Genomic DNA, 20,472 nt, shown 5'->3' with positions numbered 1-20,472 from the left:
TTTTAAAAAAATTAAGTTAAAATATAATCTAAATTTTGTTCGATTTCGGCACTAACAAAATCATCATCTAAAAGCGAGTTTGAAAGTATTTTTTTGGTTTCTTGTAAACTAATGATTTTTTCTTCAACTGTATTTTTTGAAATAAACCGAACGACATTTACTTTATTTTCTTGTCCAATTCGGTGTGCTCTGCCAATGCCTTGTGCTTCGGCAAACGGATTCCACCATGGGTCTAAAAAAAGTACATACGATGCTTTTGTAATATTGAGCCCTACGCCACCGGCTTTGAGCGATATAAAAAACAATTTAATTTCTTCTTGTTCTTGAAATCGTTTTACTGCGGCTTCTCGTTCTTTAGGTTTGGTTTGCCCAGTCAATTTGGAATATAAGACATCATGGTCTAAACACCATTGTTCATAAAAAGCCAAATTGGACACAAAGGAACTGAACACAATGGTTTTTTGATTGGCTTTGAGTAACGATGCAATGTACTGTGTTACCGCTAAAAACTTGCCAGAATCCAATTCAGAATTGGCATCAATCATTTTTGGATGGTTACTAAGCTGTCTTAATCGCATTAAAGTATTGATAATTTGCAACTTACCCGCTTTTTCATCAGTCAAATTCAACAAATAATTTCGAGCTTTAGACTTCTCTTCTTCATACATTTTGGCCTGATCGGGTTCCATATCACAATAATAAATTTGCTCCATTTTATCTGGCAAATCATCCAATACTTGTTCTTTTGTACGTCTTAATACAAATGGTTTTATTAAACTCTTCAACTCAAGTAAAGCTTGCACATCTTGGTTTTTCTCGATTGGCACTTTATAATTTTTAACAAAAAAATCAAATGTTCCAAGCAAATTTGGATTGATAAACTGCATTTGCGACCACAAATCGTTCAGAGAATTTTCAATAGGTGTGCCGCTCAAAGAGATTTTGTTTACGGCTTGAATTTCATTAATTCTTTTAAATGTTTCGGAATTTTTGTTTTTAATATATTGGCTTTCATCTAAAATTAAATAATTAAAATGATACTTTGCAAAAATGGCGCTATCCCGTTGTGCAATAGCATAACTTGTAAAAATCAAATCATATTTATCTAATTTTTTGACTAACTTTTTTCTATCTGCACCCGAATATTGAATCACACTAAAATGTGGGGTAAATTTTTTAGCTTCGTTGTACCAATTAAATATTAACGATGATGGCAAAATAATCAATGCTTTCAAAAAGGTTTGAGAATTTGACACTACATTACCAAACAAATCATACATGGGCACCGTGGCCTCTTTGGTTTGAATTTGCTCTTTTACTGCGGTCAAGGTTGTCAAGGTTTGCAAGGTTTTTCCCAATCCCATGTCGTCTGCCAAACAAGCTCCCAATCCGTTACAAAAATGTTCAAAAAGCCATTTAGCTCCTTCTATTTGATAGGGTCTCAAATGGGCTTTTACAGCAGTCGATGGCGAAAAGGCTACTTCGCTAGAAGTCATCAATTGATGATCTAATTCTGGCAATCCGTCTATAATAGTAAAATTACTTTTAGGCAATCGCATCATTCCATCCTGTACTTTTGCCATTCTAGCCAACGAGCTATAAGTAGTAAACCAAGCCGAGGGTATCAAAAAATAGCTGTCGTTTGGCAACAAAAACAACCGTTGGCCTTCTTTCAAATGAGGTAAAATTTCAAAAAAATGAAACGATAGGCTACCACAAATAATGGTCATTTCAATATCAAACCAATCGTTTTTTAAGGTATTTGAACTTTTAATTTGTGGTATTGCTACTTGTAATTTTTTATTTTCGATACCAATATAATCCAATACAAACCCCTTATTTTCAATATTTTGCTTATTTTCTATCAACCACTCAACGTTTTGATACCTATCTTTTTCTTGGGCTTTCAATCCAAAAAAAGCATTATTGATTATATTCAAACCCAGTTCTTGCAAGGCAGCAATGTATTGTTGTTCTGCCTCTGGATTTCGAACGTAACGGGTAATTTTGATGTTGGTCAAATCCTCTAAATCCAATTCAGAATGGATATTTTTATTTTTTTCAAAATCAAAAACATAACCCGCATAATCCAAATGCAAACTAATTAAATATTGATTGGTAAAAAAATCATTTTGAAGGTTCAAACCTACTTTTATGGGCTGGTTTTTAACAATCGATTCAAAACCAGTAGCTTCAAAATCAACTTTTTTGACAATGTTTTTTATAAAATTTTCAAAATACTGTGGGGCTAATTTTAAAGAAATTTCTATCGCATTTTTCTTTAAAAATGGTTCTATATTTTTGGTGTTGATGCCTTCCAATGCAACCAATTTTTTATTCAAAACCATCCATTTAGATTTATTCAAAAGCAAAGTTATTGATTGTTTTTCTGGAAATAAAAGTTGGTCTTGCGATTTCAAAAACAATGAATATTTGATATCATTCTCCGTTTTGTCAAACTTCAAAAAGGCTTTCATCGATTCATTTGAAGTGGCAATACGGTGTTTTGCAAAATTTTTATCCAAATCCATATTGATGGCTAGCGGATAATTATTTTTTTGGACAATAGAATAAAAGTTATCCAATTGAAAATGAAGGAATCTCAAAACACCATCTTCCATGCTTGGATCCAACATCAACTCGGTATAAGTTTTGAATTTTTTTTTGGCCGAATATTTTTTCAATATACTAGGCACTTCTAATGATTTGCAAATCTTGAGTAGGGTTTTTTGGTCTTGTTCTATTTTTTTTTCGGAAATTCCCAAATCGGCTAATACCTCTGGCGACGGTTTTTTATCTACATAATCTATCTCTTGCTGATTATTAACCACATAAGGTATTGGCACGTAAAATCCCAACGTGGTTTCAAAATGCAAATTAAAACAAAACGTATAATTCATCAAAATGTAAAGAATTTATTTAAAACAAATAGGCAAAATTTCTCCCTGTGCCAAACAGTATTTACGAACCATTTCTGCATTCATTTGTGCGGTATAATCAACCTCAACCACCTGAAAACCAATACTTCGCAGCTTGTCAAAATAATCCCTTCCATAAACCCGAACATGGTCATATTGTCCGAAAATTTTTGCTCTTTCTTTTTCGTCAGTAATTGAGTCGTCTGCAAAAGTGGTGGCTCTGTTCAAGTCTTGCGGGATTTGAAGAATGGCCATGCCGCCAGGTTTCAACACCCGATACAATTCTTGCATGGCTTTGGTATCGTCTGGAATATGCTCCAAAACATGGTTGCAAAAAATAACGTCATAGTGGTTGTCTTCAAAAGGCAAATTGCAAATATCGGCTTTTACATCGGCTAGTGGAGAAAGCAAATCCGTGGTGGTATAATCGATATTTTGTTGTTTTTTGAAACGTTTATAAAACTCTTGCTCTGGTGCAAAATGCAGTACTTTCTTTTTGGTTGTTGCTGTAAAAAAATCGGTTTCATTTTGAAGATAGAGCCACAACAAGCGGTGTCTTTCTAAAGATAATGTGCTGGGCGACAATACATTATTTCGTTGATTGCCATAGCCATACGGCAAAAACATTCGGAAGGATTTCCCGTCTATCGGGTCGGTAAACGTATTGCCTTTTAACAAAAATGCCAAAATGGGACGCACCACAATACTCAATCTTATCAAGAGTGGACGTGGAATGGTGTTGAGGATGAATTTGAATAGATTTTTCATTAGATTATATTCTGAATAGTTTTGTAAATTGTTCATTATCAAGCATTTTAAATTTAGAATATAAATGCTTATACTCCAATTTTAATTCTCTTTCAATCTGTGAAAAAGTATTTAAAGTAGCTGAACTGGCTCTTTTATTGTAAACAAAATAAATTTCAAAAATAGCATTTGGAATTGTCAATGGTTCTTGAAAATTATTTTTAAAAATGTAATTATAAAAAGAAATGATACTTTCAGTTGATTTTAATCTGAAATCGAGATTACCTATTTTTCCAGATTTGAATTCAACAAAAATGATTTTATTATTTTTAAAAAATAGGGTATCAGCAGTTTTAATGATTTTATCGTTCTTTTTAACAACGCTATCAAAATCAAAACTTAATTTTTCCGTTTTTACAAGTGTAATTTCATTTTTTTCATCTAATGAAAGTATAGCTAAACTTTTTTTTGGAAAATTTTCTTCAAAATGCGTTTCTATTTCTCTAATCTTCATCATTAATATCTTGAATTGTATAAAAAGCTTCAGAAATAGAACTTAAAATAGGTGAAATATTTTTGGTTACATCGGTAATTTTTGCTGAGAGTCCATCTTCATTTTTCTCCGCAAAATAAAAATTAGTTGAACTTTCATAGTTGTATTTTTTTGAATAAGCTTCCAGAGCCTCAATAAAATAAGGGCTGTGGGAAGTTAAAACTATTGGAATTGCAAGTTCTTTTGATAAAAGTACTAAAATTTCAGCATATTTTACTTGCCATGTTGGATGCAAATGCACTTCAGGTTCGTCGAGAAAAAGTAATGTGTTTGAATTCAAGCTATCATTTTCAATTAGCATTTGTAATATTCCAAAACTTTTTATCCCCGTTGCCACATTGCTTAAATCAAAATCTATTTCTTGTTTTTTGAATTTTAATTCACCATTTGAATTAATGTTAAAAGCTCCATTTATAATTTCAAAAATTAATTGATTGAGCTTTTTGGTTTTATCACTTGTATCAGAAAAAATATCTTGTTCTTTCTTGGGTTGGTATATTTTGTGATTCAAATAGTTGCTTTTATTTCTAAGGATTTTATCAAACAACACAAAACTATTTTCGTGTAGTTTCAATGGCGACTCTATATAAATTACATCATCATAATGAAAAGTTGATAAGGTGTCAAAACCCTCAAAATGAAGGGTATCTTTAAACGCTATCTTTTTATCATCTTCTATTTGTACAAATGAATCTCCCGATTTGAATTTACTTTGGATTTGATTCCCAAATTCTTTTTCAAAAAACTCTTCCAATTCATAATGCAAAACATCTTTTGAATCTATGGTAATTTCAATTCTGTTTTTAATATCTTCAATTAAAATTTCGAGTTGATTTTTAGTAGATTCATTCGAGAAATCTTGAAATAATTCTTTTATTTTATCTAATTCATCAATTGTAATTTTTACAAACTCTATTTCATCTGCTCTAATTATTGAATTACGACTAGTAAAAACGGATTGATCACTATCTAAAAAAAGTGATACAAATTTTTCTTTTATAATGTCGTCGTTTTCATTAGAAGATTTGGTTCTTAAAAGTAAATTTCTAACATCTCTTATTCTTTTTCTAATAAATTCATTTTTAGAAGAATAAAATCGCTCTTCGTCAATATTTACCCCTCTAATCAAAGCATACAAAACCTTCCCAACCGTACTTTTACCAGAATCATTTTGTCCTGCAATCAAAGTGATGCCGTCAATTGTAACATCGGCTTCTTCAATTATTCCTATGTTTTGAAGTTTTAGTTTCATTTATTGTTATAAAAAAATTTATTTTTATGTTTTATAAAAAACAAATATACGTCAAAATTGTAAGTTAAACAACCAATAAGTCGCTTGTTTTTATGATAAAAAACGCCTTTAAAAAAAGGCGTTTTGATATTTTATTTGTTGGCTTTGGCAAGATATTTTTCGAGTGCCATTGTCATGGAAGGGCTTTCTGGCGACGGGGCCATAATATCTACTCGAAGGCCGTGCTCGATGGCTTCTTTTTGTGTGGAACTACCAAAAACAGCAATTTTGGTTTCTTTTTGTTCAAAATTAGGGAAATTCTTAAACAACGATTTAATACCTGTTGGGCTAAAAAATGCCAATACATCATAGTAAACATCGGCCAAATCGCTTAAATCGCTCATTACTGTTTTATAAAAAACGGCGTGAGACCATGCTACTTTTAGGTTGTTTAAAGTTACTGGGACATCAGCATTGAGCTGGTCTGATGCGGGTAATAAAAATTTTTCCTCTTTATGCTTTTTTATTAAAGCCGACATATCTGAAAAATCTTTTGAACCAACATAAATTTTTCTTTTTCTATAAACCACATATTTTTGCAGATAAAAAGCGATGGCTTCTGACTGACAAAAATATTTTAAATCTTCAGGTATTTTATAACGCATCTCTTCTGCAACTCTAAAAAAATGGTCCACAGCATTTTTACTGGTTAGAATGATAGCTGAGAAATGGTTCAAATCTATTTTTTGTGCCCTTACGTCTTTTGCGGTTGCACCCTCAACATGAATAAAAGGTCTGAAGTCAATTTTTACTTTGTGTTTCTGTTGAATGTCAAAGTACGGTGAATTTTCGATTTTTTGTTCAGGTTGCGATACCAAAATTGTTTTCACTTTCATATTTAGGGAATGCTAATAATTTTTTTGCTTTTTTATAAAATACTTCATAAAATTTTTATCTACAAAAAAGATATCTATTTATTTATGTATTTTATTTTTTTATCTTGATTTAAACCAATAATATATAAAATAATATGGTGCTATTTCGAGGGTGCAAAGATACAAAATAAAATAAAATAATTTGCCAAATATTAATTTTTGAAAAATCTTTATACTTTTTAAATAAATAACAACATTTATTGCTATCAAAACACCTGATAATACGTACATTAGAACGGGAATTGGTGCAGCATTATAAAATAAAATCGTCGTAATTGGCATCAAAAACATGATCGTATAGGCTCTATAATGAAGCTTAATCATGTTGAATTGTTCCATAAATGATTCTATTTTGAAGGCAGTGGCTATAATTTTTTCTATTAAATATTTAGATAAAATAAAAAAACTTAAAAAGGTGATGATTTGAATGTAAACAATATAATCTGTTTTTTCTGTTATTTTAAAATAGCTTAACAAATATTGAAAAAAAAGTCCCAATGTAAGAATTTGAAATAAAAATATGAGCATCGTGAACCAGTTTGTAAAATTACTGTTCTCTTTGTATATACGAATGTATTTGTCTGTAATCAATAATTTAACAAAATCATTGAATCTATTCTCGAAAACAGTTTTGGTAAACACAATCAAAATAAGGCAAAATATCAGCAAAATGGTAATCCAATCCTTGTTTTCAATGGCTCTGTTATGTAATTCGTAATCTATCATGGTGCAAAATTAATAAATTTTTATATCATTTGTATTTATTATGTTTTTATTATGATTTGATGTTATTTAAAATGTTTATTTTTGCCCAAAAATTTACCAAATAAATGTCAAATTGCATTGTTATAATTCCAACTTATAACGAAATTGAAAACATTGAGTCTATCATTAGGGCTGTTTTTTCGTTACACAAATCCTTTCATATATTAATTGTTGATGACAATTCGCCCGATAAAACGGCAGACAAAGTAATAGGGCTTCAAAATGAATTTCATGATACTTTATTTTTAGAAGTTCGTCAAAAAAAATCGGGATTAGGAACGGCTTATGTACATGGTTTTGAATGGGCTTTGGCAAGGCATTACGACTATATTTTTGAAATGGACGCTGATTTTTCGCACAACCCTAATGATTTAGAAAAACTCTATGAAGCTTGTCATTTTGGTGGTGCAGATTTGGCTATTGGTTCCAGATATGTAACAGGAGTCAATGTGGTAAACTGGCCTTTGAGTAGGGTTTTAATGTCTTACTTTGCATCGGTTTATGTACAATGGATTATGAGAATGAACATCCATGATGCTACCGCTGGTTTTATTTGTTATACTCGAAAAACTTTACAAACTATAAACATTAAGGCAATAAAATTTGTTGGATATGCGTTTCAAATTGAAATGAAATATCGGGTTTTTACCAAAAACTTAAACATTACCGAAGTTCCTATTATTTTTACAGACCGAACAAAAGGCCAGTCAAAAATGAGTAGTGCTATTTTTAAAGAGGCAATATTAGGAGTTATTTCATTACGAATCAGACATTTAATTAATAAATTATAATTTCAAGCCATGAACAGAATACTGATAAAAAACGCCAAAATTGTAAATGAAGGATCTATTTTTGAAGGAGATGTATTAATAGAAAATGACTTCATTGTAGAAATTGACACCACTATAAGTGCCAAACACCCCGATTGTAAAATAGTTGATGCTCAAGGCAACTATTTATTGCCCGGAATTATAGACGATCAAGTCCATTTTAGAGAACCAGGACTTACACACAAAGGCACCATTGCATCAGAGTCTAAAGCTGCTGTGGCGGGTGGTATTACATCGTTTATAGAACAACCCAACACGGTACCAAATGCCGTTACACAAGAACTTTTAGAACAAAAATACGAATTGGCCAAAAACAATTCTTACGCTAATTTTTCTTTTATGATGGGCGGTACAAACGACAATTTAGACGAAATATTAAAAACCAACCCTCGAAATGTAGCTGGAATCAAACTGTTTTTAGGTTCATCTACAGGAAATATGCTTGTGGATGACGAAAAGGTTTTAGAAAAAATATTTTCGTCCACTCCAATGCTTATTGCCGTTCATTGCGAAGACGAAGCTACCATTAAACAAAATTTAGCTACCTATAAAGCCCAGTATGGCGAGGAGGTTCCCATAACGGTTCATCATTTAATTCGTAGCGAAGAGGCTTGCTACCTTTCGTCGTCAAAAGCAATTGCATTGGCACAAAAAACGGGAGCCCGACTCCATGTTTTTCATTTGTCAACTGCAAAAGAAATGGCCCTTTTTAGCAACAAAATTCCATTGGAACAAAAAAAAATTACTGCAGAAGTATGTGTTCACCATCTTTGGTTTACAAACGATGATTATGCTACAAAAGGCCATTTGATAAAATGGAATCCTGCCGTAAAAACGGCTGCCGACCAAGAGGCCCTTTGGACAGCATTGCTCAACGACACAATAGATGTTATTGCTACAGATCATGCACCGCACACCTTAGAAGAGAAAAATCAATCGTACCTAAACGCCCCTTCAGGTGGGCCATTAGTACAACATTCATTAGTTGCTATTTTAGAATTTTACCACAAAGGCATTATTTCATTAGAAAAAATAGTCGAAAAAATGTGCCATAACCCCGCAAAAATCTTTAAAATTGAAAAAAGGGGGTTTGTCAAAGTGGGCTATCATGCCGATTTGGTAATTGTAAATACTGGAATGCCTTGGAGCGTTAATAAAGATAATATTTTGTACCAATGCGGTTGGTCGCCTTTTGAAAAATTCACATTCAAATCAAGGGTTACACACACTTTTGTAAACGGACAATTAGTCTATCAAAATTTCAAAATAAAAGATACCAGAGCTGGGCAAAGATTGCTATTTGAAGCTCATTAATAAAATTTCACAATACATTTTAATTTTATATTTTTAATTTTTCAAAAAAATGAAAAAAGCATTAATTGTACTAATAGTTTTTGGTTTTTTATTGAGTTGTAAAGAAACGGTTGTTGAAAAACCAAAAAACCTTATAGATGACGACGTTATGGTCGAAATACTATATGATTTGGCTTTGTTAGATGCCGTAAGAAACAACACGGTATATGCTAGTAAACTAAAAACAACCACCAATAAATTGATCTATGAAAAATATAAAATAGACAGTGTACAATTTGCCAAAAGTCACCAATATTATGCCAGTAATATTGCAAAATACAGAAGAATGTACAATAAAGTGAATGCCAAACTAGCCGAAAAAGATTCGCTATTAACATACAAAATTCTAAAAAAATAAATATTTAGTTCATTTATAAAATAAGCTAATCTATTATTTGGGCGTTCCCCAAGGGTCGGGCTATCCGTTTCAAACAAGGTTCATTGAACTCCAAAAGAAATATAATATTGTGAAATAATCTTTTTTGCCCCAAAAAGAGGGGCAAAAAAGGATTTCCACTACAATCCCTAAAGCAACCCCATCGTAAATAAGGTGTTTTTCTGAAGATTGATATGAATTAAAATCAATTAACCCATGTTGCAGCTTATTCTTGTTAAGTAGTTGATATACAATAATTTATATCTTATACAGTTCCGATTTGTGCACTACAAATTTACAATCATCTGATTTTCAATTTATTTGTAAATATAAAAGGTAAATCTTTATAAAATGTTAAATTTGTGCACTACAAACAAATAACCTCATTATAAATCAAATAAATTAAAAACACTGTAGCCCTCTACACAAAAACGACAACTAAAAATTAGGAAAAAATCAAAATTCAACTTTTAATTGACATTTTATACATAATAGGCTACAAGTTGGGTTAACTACGTTGAAACTTTGATATCAGCATTTCATAACTGACTAATCGTTAGCAAAAAGATTGCTTAGATGAACTACTGTTTCTCATTACGACGGAATGAAAAGTGCTATTAGAATCTGATTAATTTGAAAACTAACTTTTTTCCACAATCGCAATCTCCTCCTCACTCAACCCATATAACTCATAAACCATCAAATCAATCTCACGCTCCAATGCCGAAGTATCTGCCGATGGGTTGTCTTTTTTTGTAATTAAACGGGGCAATGAAAAAAATTTTAGAACATTGAATTTAAAATAAATTATTTTTTTTAATTTGATTTTAAAAATTATAAGTTACATTTGCAAAACAATGAGTCAATTTGATTACATAAAAGAAATTGCTAAATATGGTCTTGAAAATGACCAAGATAAATTATTGTCTGTAATTAATGAACTAATTGAACACTCAAAAAAAAGCAAAAAAACTAATTTTGCTATTCAGCTTCAATCCATAATTAAAGAATCTATTAGACTTCAAAAGTCAAATACATTGACATCTGTTGGTTCGCAAAATTATTTTAATAGAATTGAAGACAAGGAAGTTGGCGATTTAATTTTAGAAAAACTTACATCTGATTATAAATTAGAAAATATTATTGCAGACAAAAATGTAATTGATAATCTAAATCATTTTATTGAAGAGCATCTAAAATCAGATGTTTTAAGAAAATTTAATTTGCCAATTGCTAATAAATTGTTATTGCATGGACCGTCTGGATGTGGGAAAACATTAGCTTCTTATGTAGTTGCAGGCGAATTAAGCAAAATGATGGTTGTGGTAAATTTAGGAGCAATTGTATCATCAAAATTAGGTGAAACCAGTAAAAATTTATCTAAAATTTTTAGGAAAGCAGCATCCGAGGATTGTATCATTTTTATAGATGAGTTTGATTCTTTGGGGAAAGTTAGAGATTATAGTCAAGATCATGGTGAAATGAAAAGAGTTGTAAATACAATTCTTCAACTTTTTGATTATTTACCCCAATCAAGTATTGTCATTGCAGCAACTAACCAAAAAGAAATGTTAGATGATGCATTACTAAGAAGATTTGATTTTTCAATAGGTTTTAATTTACCAAATGAAAAAGAGATAATAGAACTTGTTTCATTAACTTTAAAGAGGGGTAATTTTAGTTTTGATAATAAAACGAAAGCCAATAAAGCTATAAAAAATGCTATTGGCTTATCATATTATAGTATTCAAAAAACATTAATTACAGCTATTAAGCGTAGCTTATTTACTTTAGAAAATCCTGAATTAGCACTTTCTGCAAAAATAGACTCAGAAGTTTGGAATAATTTAATTGATATCGAAAAAAAATCTGTGAATATTTAATTTTCAGCTTCTAAATCTATTTCTAAATTAGTGATAACTTCTATATTATTGATTAATTTTAGTTCGTCGTATAATTTACCCGTATTGTTTTTTGTTGTTTCTTCTATATTAATGACCAATGAGAATGGAAAATTTTTAGGATAGTTTTCAGGTAAACCTCCTATAATTTGATCCGTTACAATGCAATGAACTGCTAATTTGAATGTATTTCTTTCATTAACTAAATCACTAACATTTACATTTAATTCTAATTTTTGAGTGTTAGAATATGGAATTGGTTTTGATTTATATCTTCCATTTTGTGACCAAGTCAGTCCTTTAATTTTTGAATTTATTTGTTTATCAGATTTTATGATATCTTCCGCTTCGTGATTTTTAAAAATTGAAAAAGCAATATGTAAAGGATTGTAAGATAGTTGATTATTTTTTAATGGTAAAAAGCTAAAACAAAGCGTTGCAGTAACTTTTACTATACCTCTTTGTTTTCCTAAATCGGTTTGAGTTAAGTATTGGGGAAAATTAATTGGATAGACTTTTAAATCATCATCACTAATACTATCTTCCAATATTAAAGTTGCAGAATTTTCATTTGAAAAAACACTTTTAAAATTATCAATGTAGCCATGCCCTGCAACACGATTCCTTAGTTTTGAAACCAAAGCTTCAAAAGGAATCTTATTTAACGAGGCTGAATTAATTATTAAAGCTTTTATTGTTTGTGGATGTAATTCTGGATATTGTTTTTGAATTTTAGCCGCTATGTTAGCTACTAATGGAGTAGAAAAACTAGTTCCAGTTTCTTCGAAGAGACCCATGTTTGCTCTTGCGGAGATAACATTTATAGATGCTTCAGAAGCCCAATCAAGGTATGAATTATTTGAATCCACTAAATCACCACCACTTTCAATTACATCTGGTTTGAAATAATTTTTATTTATTTTATTTCTTGAAAAAATTAAGCTTAAATCTACATGACCTTTTCTTGAAAATAAGGTTGGAAATTCTCTACCATCTGCAATCCCATAAAATGGACTATTAGCAACATTATCTGCTGCTGCACCCACAGTGAAATTATTCATACTGTCGGCAGGGGTACATATATTAGTCTTTTCAGAATGAAAATATTTTAAGTCATATGAACTATTATCATCAATGGCATCATCATTATTAGCTGTACATATAAAAATTAAGCTGTTCGTTTCAAAAGCAAATTTATCCAAAGCATAAGTATAATCTGAAAAATCTTCATTAGTTGCTTTATATCTATTATAGCATGTTGTTAATGTAAATATTTTAATTTCTGGATATTTAGCTTTTACATCGTATAGCATTTTTACTAAATCAATTTCCGAAATATATCCACTACCATAATCAGAAATTTTTATTGATAAGACTTTTGCATCTGCCATTACATCTCCTTCAAAATTATTTAGATGGTTTAATTTACCTAAAGCCGCTAGCCCTGCTACTGGAGTTCCATGACCGTGAGCATTTCTGTTTGCAACATCAATAAAAGGATCACCATTAAGTGCAAATGATTTATCATTGATTAATAATGGTGCAATAGCGGAAGTTGAGCTGACACCAGTATCAATAATTCCAATAATTGGTAAATCTTCTTCTGCATTAACAATATTGATACCTTGTGCTCGAGTTACTGTATTAAACTCTCCTGGGCGAACAGTAGTGAAAGCTGAATTTGTAGCACTTTCAATAATATCAAAGTTTTCGATAATTTCTTGAAGTATTTCAGGTGTAGGATTGTTTAATTCTAATCTATCGTTGGGTTCGTCAAATTTGAAATCTAATGATTTATCTTTTAAATAAGTGAATAATCTTTTTAGAATATCCGTTTTTAACCTATCATTTAATGGTAAATTCATTAATGATAAATAGACCAAGCCTTGCATTTGATCTAAACGAAATTTTACAATTTCTCTTATTTGTAATAACTTGAATGAAGCAATGTACAATACATAATTTTCATATTCCAAGTCTGTTTTGTGTTCTAATTCTTTTTGAATGAATTTATGTACTTCATTCAGAAATACTTGAAACTTTTTATGGTCGATAATTGCAAAAAGCCCTTTTTTACCAAAATCATAAAATGCAACTGCTTCTAAACCAAAATTATTGTAATATATTTCAAAAAATTTGCTTATTATAAATTGCCCTTGGAATGTAAATACTACATGGTCTATGTAATGCGGTACATTTAAAGTTTTACTTCTTCTATCATTTTTTATAGCAATGTTTGCAAAGAATCTCTCTCTATCGATTTTAAGCGTTTGTGCTACTCTGTAATAGTTTTTTGGTTCTTCTTTATCTTCTTCATTTTCTGTTGGAAAACCATATTTGAATTTCATTGGAATTATTTTTTCCAATTGTTGTTCTGAAAGTCTTAAATGTTTTTTATTTGGCATATTTCTATTAATAATTTATTAACGGCTCATTTTATAAATTTTCTATCTCCCCTCCACAATCGCAATCTCCACCTCACTCAACCCATACAATTCATAAACCATCAAATCAATCTCACGCTCCAATGCTGAAGTATCTGCTGCGGGATTGTCTTTTTTTTTTTGGGGGGGGGAAGATATTTATTCACAATTACAACAACATGGTAGTTTAGATTCTTTCTTGTATAATTCAATATATCTGAAATTAATGTAATCAGAAGTTGTAAAAAGAACAACTAAAAACACAATTAAAGTTGAAATCCATAATTTGATATATAAATTTCTCCTTTTATTTAAGAAACCAATTTCATCATTATATTCACTATCATTTTTGAGAATAATATCAATATCTTCTTTTAAAAGCAAATCTAAACTCCTAGCTTTTATGTTTTCATATTTTTGATTTATTCTACCTTTCTCAAGAGATAAAATCCAAACTGAAAACAACAAAAAAAGAAATGATAGAGTTAATAAACCTAAAGCCATGATAGTTGCTTCTTTGTTAATCAATGAAGTTACATCATTTTTAGCATAAACTTTTAAAACAAAAATTGTAAGATAAAATGAAATGAATACAAAAATTGATTTTTGAAAATTGTTATAAAAAGTCTCTAATGAAGAATTAACTTTACTTGAAACTTGTTCAACTTGTTCATGAATTTTATTTCTAGCTTCAATATACTTTGAAATATTGCCTTTTATATATGTATTATTTGCAGATAATATTGAATTGAATGTACTTTCATTAACTTGAATATCATTGTCTTTAAGGTAAATTGAAAGTATATTTCTTGCAATTCCAATCTTATCTTCAATCTTGTTTTTTTCAGAGTATATCCAATAAAAAATCTTTTCATAAATCTGTAGAGAGTCTGTTTTTAGTTTATCAAACTCTAATTCAAATTCATTTGTTTTAAAACCACTAATTTTTAGAAATACATTGTTTTTTTTAAATTCAGATTTATCAAAAATATAAACAAGGATAAAAGAGAGAAATACTTTATTGATTAAGTGCACAATAGGATTGTCATTAATTATTCTATTCAAATTAAAATCATTTGGAGAAAATTTTAATTCTGACAGATTGTTAAAATGACATTGACTACTAATTTTAAATTCATTTTCAACAACTTGACTATTTTTTAAATCAAAATTATATCCAATATATGACGATGATAATTCAGTATTGTCTTCTGGATTATGAAAAATTATTCCATCTCGAAATTTATTTATAAATACCTTTAGAAGGTCTTCTAAATTTATTGCATTGATAGTACTTATAAACTCTTTTTCATTATATATAACAACGTTTTTGCCTTTTTTAAAAATTTGTAAGTTTAGATTTAACTCTGTTAAATCCTCCAAATCTTCAGTATCAATATTTATAAAGTTAGACTGACTAATAGAATAATTAATTTCATCAATTACAAAATTCCACTCATAACCATATTTTATAAGCCCTGAGTTGAATTCATCATATAAATCATGGTTGAATTTATTGATTAAGTTTGCATCAACTTTACCAATATATTTCAATTCATAATTGTTCAGATTATCTACAATACTTAATACATTTATTGTTGGAAAAAAATCTGTAATTAATTTTATCATTTTAGCAAATCCTTTAAAAAATCATAACCATCAGAAGATAATATTTTAACATATTTTGAACCATTCTCTTCAACTGGTTCAATTAAGTTTTTAAGATTTTCAACGTAATCATCAATGTTGAGATATAAATTATGAGCCAATCTAATTTTATGCTGAGCACGTTTATTTATTTTTTTCTTTGTAATAACAAACTGTGTATCAAATCCTTTTTTTGTAGGCAGCTCTTCTAGTCTTTTAATTATTTTATCCTTTGGAAACTCTGAATTTATAGGTGTGTAATTTCTAAATACTTCATCAAGTAGCTCAGTATAATTGAACCTATCTTTATTTCTATAATGACCAATCATTGAATTTCTTAAAATTAGAAAATCTGCATAAAATATTTTTCTATGAGGAGTTAAAACTTTATCAATCTCATTTAATGAAAGTTCTGTATTCTTATCATCAGTGTTTTTTTGAATTAATTCAAGAAAATCATCCCACCAATATTTACTCGAATTTTTGTCAAATACATAATTGAAAGTAATGTTATTACTATCATCAAAGAATACTAAAATAGCTTTAAAAACTTTTTTCTTTGTATTTAATCCTTTTATTATATCAAAATTAGTTTCACTTAAAACTTCATCATGTTCAACTTTACAAATAATTATTTGGTTGATATTATCTTTTACAAAATGTAAATGTAATAAACTACCTTTTTGTATTTCAATATCCAATCTGCTCATTCTCTCTTGAGATTTCTTTTCTTTCTCAAGTAATCTTTTAGCATTATTTAAAATAAGACTATCAAGATTTTCAATATTATCTAAAATAGATCCAAGAGAACTTTTAATTTCAGTTTCACCATCTTTAAAACTATACTCTCTCTTATTTGGTTGCTCTAAAACTTCCTTAACTAAAGAATCAATGTATGAGTTCAAGTTTATTGATGTTCCATCAAGTTCAATATTACTAACTGAATTATTTTTGACATCAATGTGATGCAAAAAAATGTTTTTTATTTCCATATTATTTATTTTAACTTTTCTCAACAATCGCTATCTCCTCCTCACTCAACCCATACAATTCATAAACCATCAAATCTATCTCTTTTTCTAAAGCAGTAGTATCAGCAGCAGGATTGTCTTTTTTCAACGAAAGGATTTGGTCAACTTTGTCGATGAAAGGATTTTGATTTATTTCACGATTCCATCTTATGGGCAATAAATTTATATTTTCGATAGCTACAGCTGTAGTAAATTCAGCACCAAGATTGAAAGAATTATCATAATAAAAGTTAAGTAATTTTGAATTTAAAAGTGATAAAATAAATTCAGAACTTATATCCTTCTTAGTTATAATAGTGCCATTTACTGTTTGCATATAATAAATTGAATCATAATCAATTGATGCTATAATTCTGCTAGATATATGTTGAGTAAGTATTTTTTTAGGAACTTCAAAATTTTCAACTTTTCTACATCTTGTTAGTTTTTTACCAAAATCAGAATAGTCAATATATTCCATTTCCTGTTTATAATTTGAATATTTTTTTATATCCCTACCTCTTAAAACCGGTTTAAAATCATCGTCTTGCTTATATTTTGAAACAAGTTTTTTTTCATCTCCAGCAATTATCCCTTGCAAAGTTTCAGATATAGTTCCAAGCAAAATTGATTCTTTAGAAATCTTCTCTAGAATTTTTATTTTTTCTATGTTTAAATATATATTAAACCTATTACCTAAACTATTTTTAAAAATTGCTTGTGGTATTTGAATTGAATCAATTCCATTTTCAATTACTTTATTATAATTATAAACTTTTATAATGTTATCGGAGTTAATTCTTTTATTCAAAATAAAAATGACAACTTCACTTGTAACATCTTCAAAAACACCTAATTTAAAGCTTAATAATTCTTCAACAATTGTATTATTAAGTATAAACTTTCTTATCAAATCATATTCATTAGATCTAATTATATTTCTAGGTATAATCATTGAATTTAATCCATTAAAATTCGAAATATTGAAAGATAATTCAATGAAAAGTGGAAATAGATTAACTCTATTTGATGCTGAATAATATTTGTTTTTATAAAAAGAAATTTGATTTTGGTCAATCTCTCTCATATCAAGATATGGCGGATTCCCAATCACCACATCAAAACCAACAAAATCGCCTTCGTCGTTTAATACTTCAGGAAACTCAAAGCGCCATTCAAAAGCATTGTCATATATTTTGTTGTTTTTGATGTCATCTATCTCATTTTCAAGTGTTTTGATGCTGGTTGTCAATTGGTTTACCATTTTGTTCCACTCGGCTTGCTCTTTCTTGTTGCGTTCAAAAAGTCCTACTTGCTGGGTGTAGTTATACAACTCGCCTTTTTGCTTTTCCAATTTCAGTTTCTTGGGGTCGTTTATGGCTATTTCATTTCTAAAATTGCTTTTTATATCGGCAATCAAACGTTCCATTTCTCTTTTTTGCTCTTTGCTCTCGGCATTGCGGTAGGTGTTTACCGCGTTTTTATACGTATCAATTGTCCATTTGCTTTGTTGCAAAGCCTTTTTCAAATCGGCATCCAATCCAAATCGGGAAATCAACGAATTGCCACATTTGATGTTGATGTCAATATTTGGCAGGGTTTCAAGCCCCCTTGCTCCCGAAGGGAAAACAGCTTCTCTATCCGCAAACTTGGTATTTCCCCCTTTGGAGGCTAGGGGGCTTCTATAATAAGCATTTTTCAGCAATTCAATCCACAATCGCAAACGGCAAATTTTCACCGAATTGGGGTTGATGTCCACGCCAAACAAACAATTTTCGATAATGGTTTGTTTTTCATGAAACAAGGTTTCTTGGATGCGTTGACTTTCTGGGTTTTTGGGGTTATATACAAATGGCATTCCGTCTTCATCGGTTACAATCAACTCGTCGTTTACAATGTCGATTTGGTATTCTTTCAATCGTTTTCCATTTCTATCGTAAAGTATTCGTAAATCGTGCTTGATTGCAATGATTTCGTTGAGTGCTGAAACCAAAAAGTGCCCCGATCCCACCGCAGGATCGCAAATTTTCAAGCCATTGATAATGGTGTTGGCTTCTTTGGTATCGTCAATTTTGTTGTATAATTCCTCAAAATCGGTACAGTTCCAGCCTTTGGTTTCATTGAATTTTTGCACCACAGCTCTTCGAATCGTTTCTTTGCACATATACATCGTGATGAAACTGGGTGTATAAAAAGAACCGTCTTTGTAACCGTTTATTTTTTCAAAAATCAAGCCCAAGACAGAGGCGTTTATCAGGGTTTTGTTGTCTTCCTGAATGGCTTCGCTGCCTTCACTTGCAAAGTCATAAGCATCAAGAAAATCAAAGAAATAACTAATCCCGTCGGTTTCGCCAGTGCGTTTTTTGCCTTGGTTATCTTTGATAACAGTACTTGATAAATAGGGCAATAAAATATCATTTTCTAAACCTGAGATAAACAAGGTTTGGTGTTCCAATTCGGTGGGTTCAAAGAGTGAACTGTTCAAATAAGGCACTTTTTCAAAAAGGGTTTTCACTCGGTCGTTGCGTTCTTCAGGTTGCTTTGCCAAAACCATAAAAAACAAGGCATTCAAATTGTCATAATCGTTGAGCAATTCTTTGTTTAGAAAGGCATAACTTTTGTCGCCTTTATGATAGCTAATTAATTGGGCTTCCAAAAGTTTTAGAAACAAAATGCGGTTTACCCAAGTGATGCACAATTCTAGTCCAACGTGGAACAAGCGTTCTTGGTGGGTTTCGCCATATTGGTTGGCATTGGGCAACCGAGAAATTTTGTCTAAACTTTCGAGTTGGTTGATGGCATTTTCTAGCAAAGAACCTGCAAATCGGTGCCCTTCTTTTGGACGTTCGATGAGTTTTTTGCCACCATCTTTGGTTTCTGTCAAGCCAATGAGATGCAGTAATTCGTTATAGAAATTTTTGTCTAAGGTGTTGCTATCATTGGCAAAAGATAATTTTAGCAAATGTTCTGGCGAAAGTAATTTATACAAAACAATCAATTTTGCATCATCCTCTTTATCGTTGTTACGTAAAATGGTGTTATACGAAATCAAATCAAAAAAAGTATATTCAATTTTGTCTAAAATCGTTTCAATATAGGGTTTGGCAATATCTTTATAGAAAAAATCAGTGTTGGTACCTAAAAGTTTGCCTTCTTCAAAATCTTGAAATTGTTTCACGAAGTTTTTGTTTTGGGCAAAAAGTTTGTCGAATAGTTGGGCGTCAAACAAAAACCATTGGTTCAAATTGGTAACAACTAAATGTTTGATTTCTAGATTTTTGTGGGTAATGCGTTCCCGTAAAAAATACAATACGAGTTCTTGCAAGGCTTTGTTATTGAGCTTGTCTTCGGTGAGCATTTCTGCTTTATTACTCGGACTTTTTGCTTCAATAATGACACCCACATTGGTTTTGGCTTCCTTGCCAATATGAATTACTAAGTCGTTTCGGCCTTTAGTATTGATGAAATGATTGGGAGCATAATAGGTGTTTTTCAAAAAATCAGCAATCAAATTTTTATGAAATTCTTCCGTCTCTTTTTCTTTGATGCTGTCCAAAAGCAAAATCAAATTGGCTTTAAACTTCTCAATATCAATGCGATTTGGTTTTATTTTAAGAAAGGCTTTGTTGAGGGCTTTGCGTAGTTTTGGTGTCATTTTTTAGAAGAAATTTTAGCTTCAAATGTACTAAAATATTCAAAACAAATGAACTATTAAAAAATAATGATTTAGCATCATTATGATTTTATTTTTATGATGAAAAAAGGGCTCATATAAAATAATTG

The 20,472-nt window shown here is 30.1% G+C and carries 15 protein-coding genes; 4 read left to right on the top strand and 11 right to left on the bottom strand.

All coding sequences use genetic code 11. From position 1 onward, the window contains the following. Positions 1-11 precede the first annotated feature (11 nt). The 6 genes from B0A58_RS10740 to B0A58_RS10715 all read right to left on the bottom strand — a co-directional run bounded on the left by B0A58_RS10740 (position 12) and on the right by B0A58_RS10715 (position 7,110). The gene (locus tag B0A58_RS10740; RefSeq protein WP_089081060.1) at positions 12-2,900 is read right to left on the bottom strand and encodes a DEAD/DEAH box helicase; all 2,889 of its coding nucleotides are present in this window, start codon (positions 2,898-2,900) and stop codon (positions 12-14) included. Between the two features lie 15 nt (positions 2,901-2,915). Next, positions 2,916-3,686 (bottom strand): class I SAM-dependent methyltransferase, encoded by a 771-nt coding sequence (locus tag B0A58_RS10735; RefSeq protein WP_089081066.1) that lies wholly within the window; start codon positions 3,684-3,686, stop codon positions 2,916-2,918. Positions 3,687-3,690: 4 nt separating this feature from the next. Beyond that, positions 3,691-4,182: a hypothetical protein gene (locus B0A58_RS10730; protein WP_133063127.1), complete on the bottom strand. Its 492-nt coding sequence runs from the start codon at positions 4,180-4,182 to the stop codon at positions 3,691-3,693. Then, entirely contained in the window at positions 4,169-5,470 is a 1,302-nt protein-coding gene (locus B0A58_RS10725; protein WP_089081058.1) for an AAA family ATPase, read from the bottom strand. The genes B0A58_RS10730 and B0A58_RS10725 overlap by 14 nt, the downstream gene beginning before the upstream one ends. Positions 5,471-5,601: 131 nt before the next feature. Then, on the bottom strand, positions 5,602-6,345 hold the full coding sequence (locus tag B0A58_RS10720) for a uroporphyrinogen-III synthase (RefSeq protein ID WP_014083266.1): 744 nt from the start codon (positions 6,343-6,345) through the stop codon (positions 5,602-5,604). A gap of 99 nt (positions 6,346-6,444) precedes the next feature. Next, complete coding sequence (locus B0A58_RS10715; protein ID WP_089081057.1) at positions 6,445-7,110, bottom strand: DUF4271 domain-containing protein; 666 nt, start codon at positions 7,108-7,110, stop codon at positions 6,445-6,447. Positions 7,111-7,214: 104 nt separating this feature from the next. Between B0A58_RS10715 and B0A58_RS10710 the strand changes: the two genes are divergently transcribed. Genes B0A58_RS10710 through B0A58_RS10700 form a run of 3 tightly spaced genes read left to right on the top strand, consistent with a single transcriptional unit; the run spans position 7,215 to position 9,690 of the window. Beyond that, positions 7,215-7,940 (top strand): polyprenol monophosphomannose synthase, encoded by a 726-nt coding sequence (locus tag B0A58_RS10710; protein WP_089081056.1) that lies wholly within the window; start codon positions 7,215-7,217, stop codon positions 7,938-7,940. Between the two features lie 9 nt (positions 7,941-7,949). Continuing rightward, positions 7,950-9,293, top strand: coding sequence for a dihydroorotase (locus tag B0A58_RS10705; RefSeq protein WP_089081055.1), 1,344 nt, complete (start codon positions 7,950-7,952; stop codon positions 9,291-9,293). A 49-nt stretch (positions 9,294-9,342) separates the two neighbouring features. After that, the gene (locus B0A58_RS10700) at positions 9,343-9,690 is read left to right on the top strand and encodes a DUF4296 domain-containing protein (RefSeq protein WP_014083262.1); all 348 of its coding nucleotides are present in this window, start codon (positions 9,343-9,345) and stop codon (positions 9,688-9,690) included. Positions 9,691-10,348: 658 nt separating this feature from the next. Here the strand turns inward: B0A58_RS10700 and B0A58_RS16975 are convergent. Then, entirely contained in the window at positions 10,349-10,480 is a 132-nt protein-coding gene (locus tag B0A58_RS16975) for a hypothetical protein (protein ID WP_260439130.1), read from the bottom strand. A gap of 85 nt (positions 10,481-10,565) precedes the next feature. Between B0A58_RS16975 and B0A58_RS10695 the strand changes: the two genes are divergently transcribed. Beyond that, complete coding sequence (locus tag B0A58_RS10695) at positions 10,566-11,591, top strand: AAA family ATPase (RefSeq protein WP_089081054.1); 1,026 nt, start codon at positions 10,566-10,568, stop codon at positions 11,589-11,591. Here the strand turns inward: B0A58_RS10695 and B0A58_RS10690 are convergent. From B0A58_RS10690 to B0A58_RS10675, 4 genes are all read right to left on the bottom strand, one after another. Then, positions 11,588-14,014, bottom strand: coding sequence for a S8 family peptidase (locus tag B0A58_RS10690; protein ID WP_089081053.1), 2,427 nt, complete (start codon positions 14,012-14,014; stop codon positions 11,588-11,590). The genes B0A58_RS10695 and B0A58_RS10690 overlap by 4 nt on opposite strands. Positions 14,015-14,191: 177 nt before the next feature. After that, positions 14,192-15,661 carry a hypothetical protein gene (locus tag B0A58_RS10685; protein WP_089081052.1) on the bottom strand — a complete coding sequence of 490 codons (1,470 nt, stop codon included), beginning with the start codon at positions 15,659-15,661 and terminating at the stop codon, positions 14,192-14,194. Further along, positions 15,658-16,671 carry a nucleoid-associated protein gene (locus B0A58_RS10680; RefSeq protein WP_133063126.1) on the bottom strand — a complete coding sequence of 338 codons (1,014 nt, stop codon included), beginning with the start codon at positions 16,669-16,671 and terminating at the stop codon, positions 15,658-15,660. Before B0A58_RS10680 ends, B0A58_RS10685 begins: the two co-directional genes overlap by 4 nt. Before the next feature lie 10 nt (positions 16,672-16,681). After that, on the bottom strand, positions 16,682-20,344 hold the full coding sequence (locus B0A58_RS10675) for a DUF7149 domain-containing protein (protein ID WP_089081050.1): 3,663 nt from the start codon (positions 20,342-20,344) through the stop codon (positions 16,682-16,684). Between the last annotated feature and the right edge of the window lie 128 nt (positions 20,345-20,472).

This window comes from Flavobacterium branchiophilum NBRC 15030 = ATCC 35035 (genome assembly GCF_002217205.1).
Taxonomy (GTDB): Bacteria; Bacteroidota; Bacteroidia; order Flavobacteriales; family Flavobacteriaceae; genus Flavobacterium; species Flavobacterium branchiophilum.
The sequence above is the reverse complement of the archived record's forward strand: the minus strand, read 5'-3'. Positions and strand labels throughout refer to the sequence as shown.

Excerpts from the sequence above, each read along its gene's own strand:
- B0A58_RS10740 (WP_089081060.1), bottom strand. The coding sequence starts at position 2,900 with ATGAATTATACGTTTTGTTTTAATTTGCATTTTGAAACCACGTTGGGA.
- B0A58_RS10735 (WP_089081066.1), bottom strand. The coding sequence starts at position 3,686 with ATGAAAAATCTATTCAAATTCATCCTCAACACCATTCCACGTCCACTC.
- B0A58_RS10730 (WP_133063127.1), bottom strand. The coding sequence starts at position 4,182 with ATGATGAAGATTAGAGAAATAGAAACGCATTTTGAAGAAAATTTTCCA.
- B0A58_RS10725 (WP_089081058.1), bottom strand. The coding sequence starts at position 5,470 with ATGAAACTAAAACTTCAAAACATAGGAATAATTGAAGAAGCCGATGTT.
- B0A58_RS10720 (WP_014083266.1), bottom strand. The coding sequence starts at position 6,345 with ATGAAAGTGAAAACAATTTTGGTATCGCAACCTGAACAAAAAATCGAA.
- B0A58_RS10715 (WP_089081057.1), bottom strand. The coding sequence starts at position 7,110 with ATGATAGATTACGAATTACATAACAGAGCCATTGAAAACAAGGATTGG.
- B0A58_RS10710 (WP_089081056.1), top strand. The coding sequence starts at position 7,215 with ATGTCAAATTGCATTGTTATAATTCCAACTTATAACGAAATTGAAAAC.
- B0A58_RS10705 (WP_089081055.1), top strand. The coding sequence starts at position 7,950 with ATGAACAGAATACTGATAAAAAACGCCAAAATTGTAAATGAAGGATCT.
- B0A58_RS10700 (WP_014083262.1), top strand. The coding sequence starts at position 9,343 with ATGAAAAAAGCATTAATTGTACTAATAGTTTTTGGTTTTTTATTGAGT.
- B0A58_RS10695 (WP_089081054.1), top strand. The coding sequence starts at position 10,566 with ATGAGTCAATTTGATTACATAAAAGAAATTGCTAAATATGGTCTTGAA.
- B0A58_RS10690 (WP_089081053.1), bottom strand. The coding sequence starts at position 14,014 with ATGCCAAATAAAAAACATTTAAGACTTTCAGAACAACAATTGGAAAAA.
- B0A58_RS10685 (WP_089081052.1), bottom strand. The coding sequence starts at position 15,661 with ATGATAAAATTAATTACAGATTTTTTTCCAACAATAAATGTATTAAGT.
- B0A58_RS10680 (WP_133063126.1), bottom strand. The coding sequence starts at position 16,671 with ATGGAAATAAAAAACATTTTTTTGCATCACATTGATGTCAAAAATAAT.
- B0A58_RS10675 (WP_089081050.1), bottom strand. The coding sequence starts at position 20,344 with ATGACACCAAAACTACGCAAAGCCCTCAACAAAGCCTTTCTTAAAATA.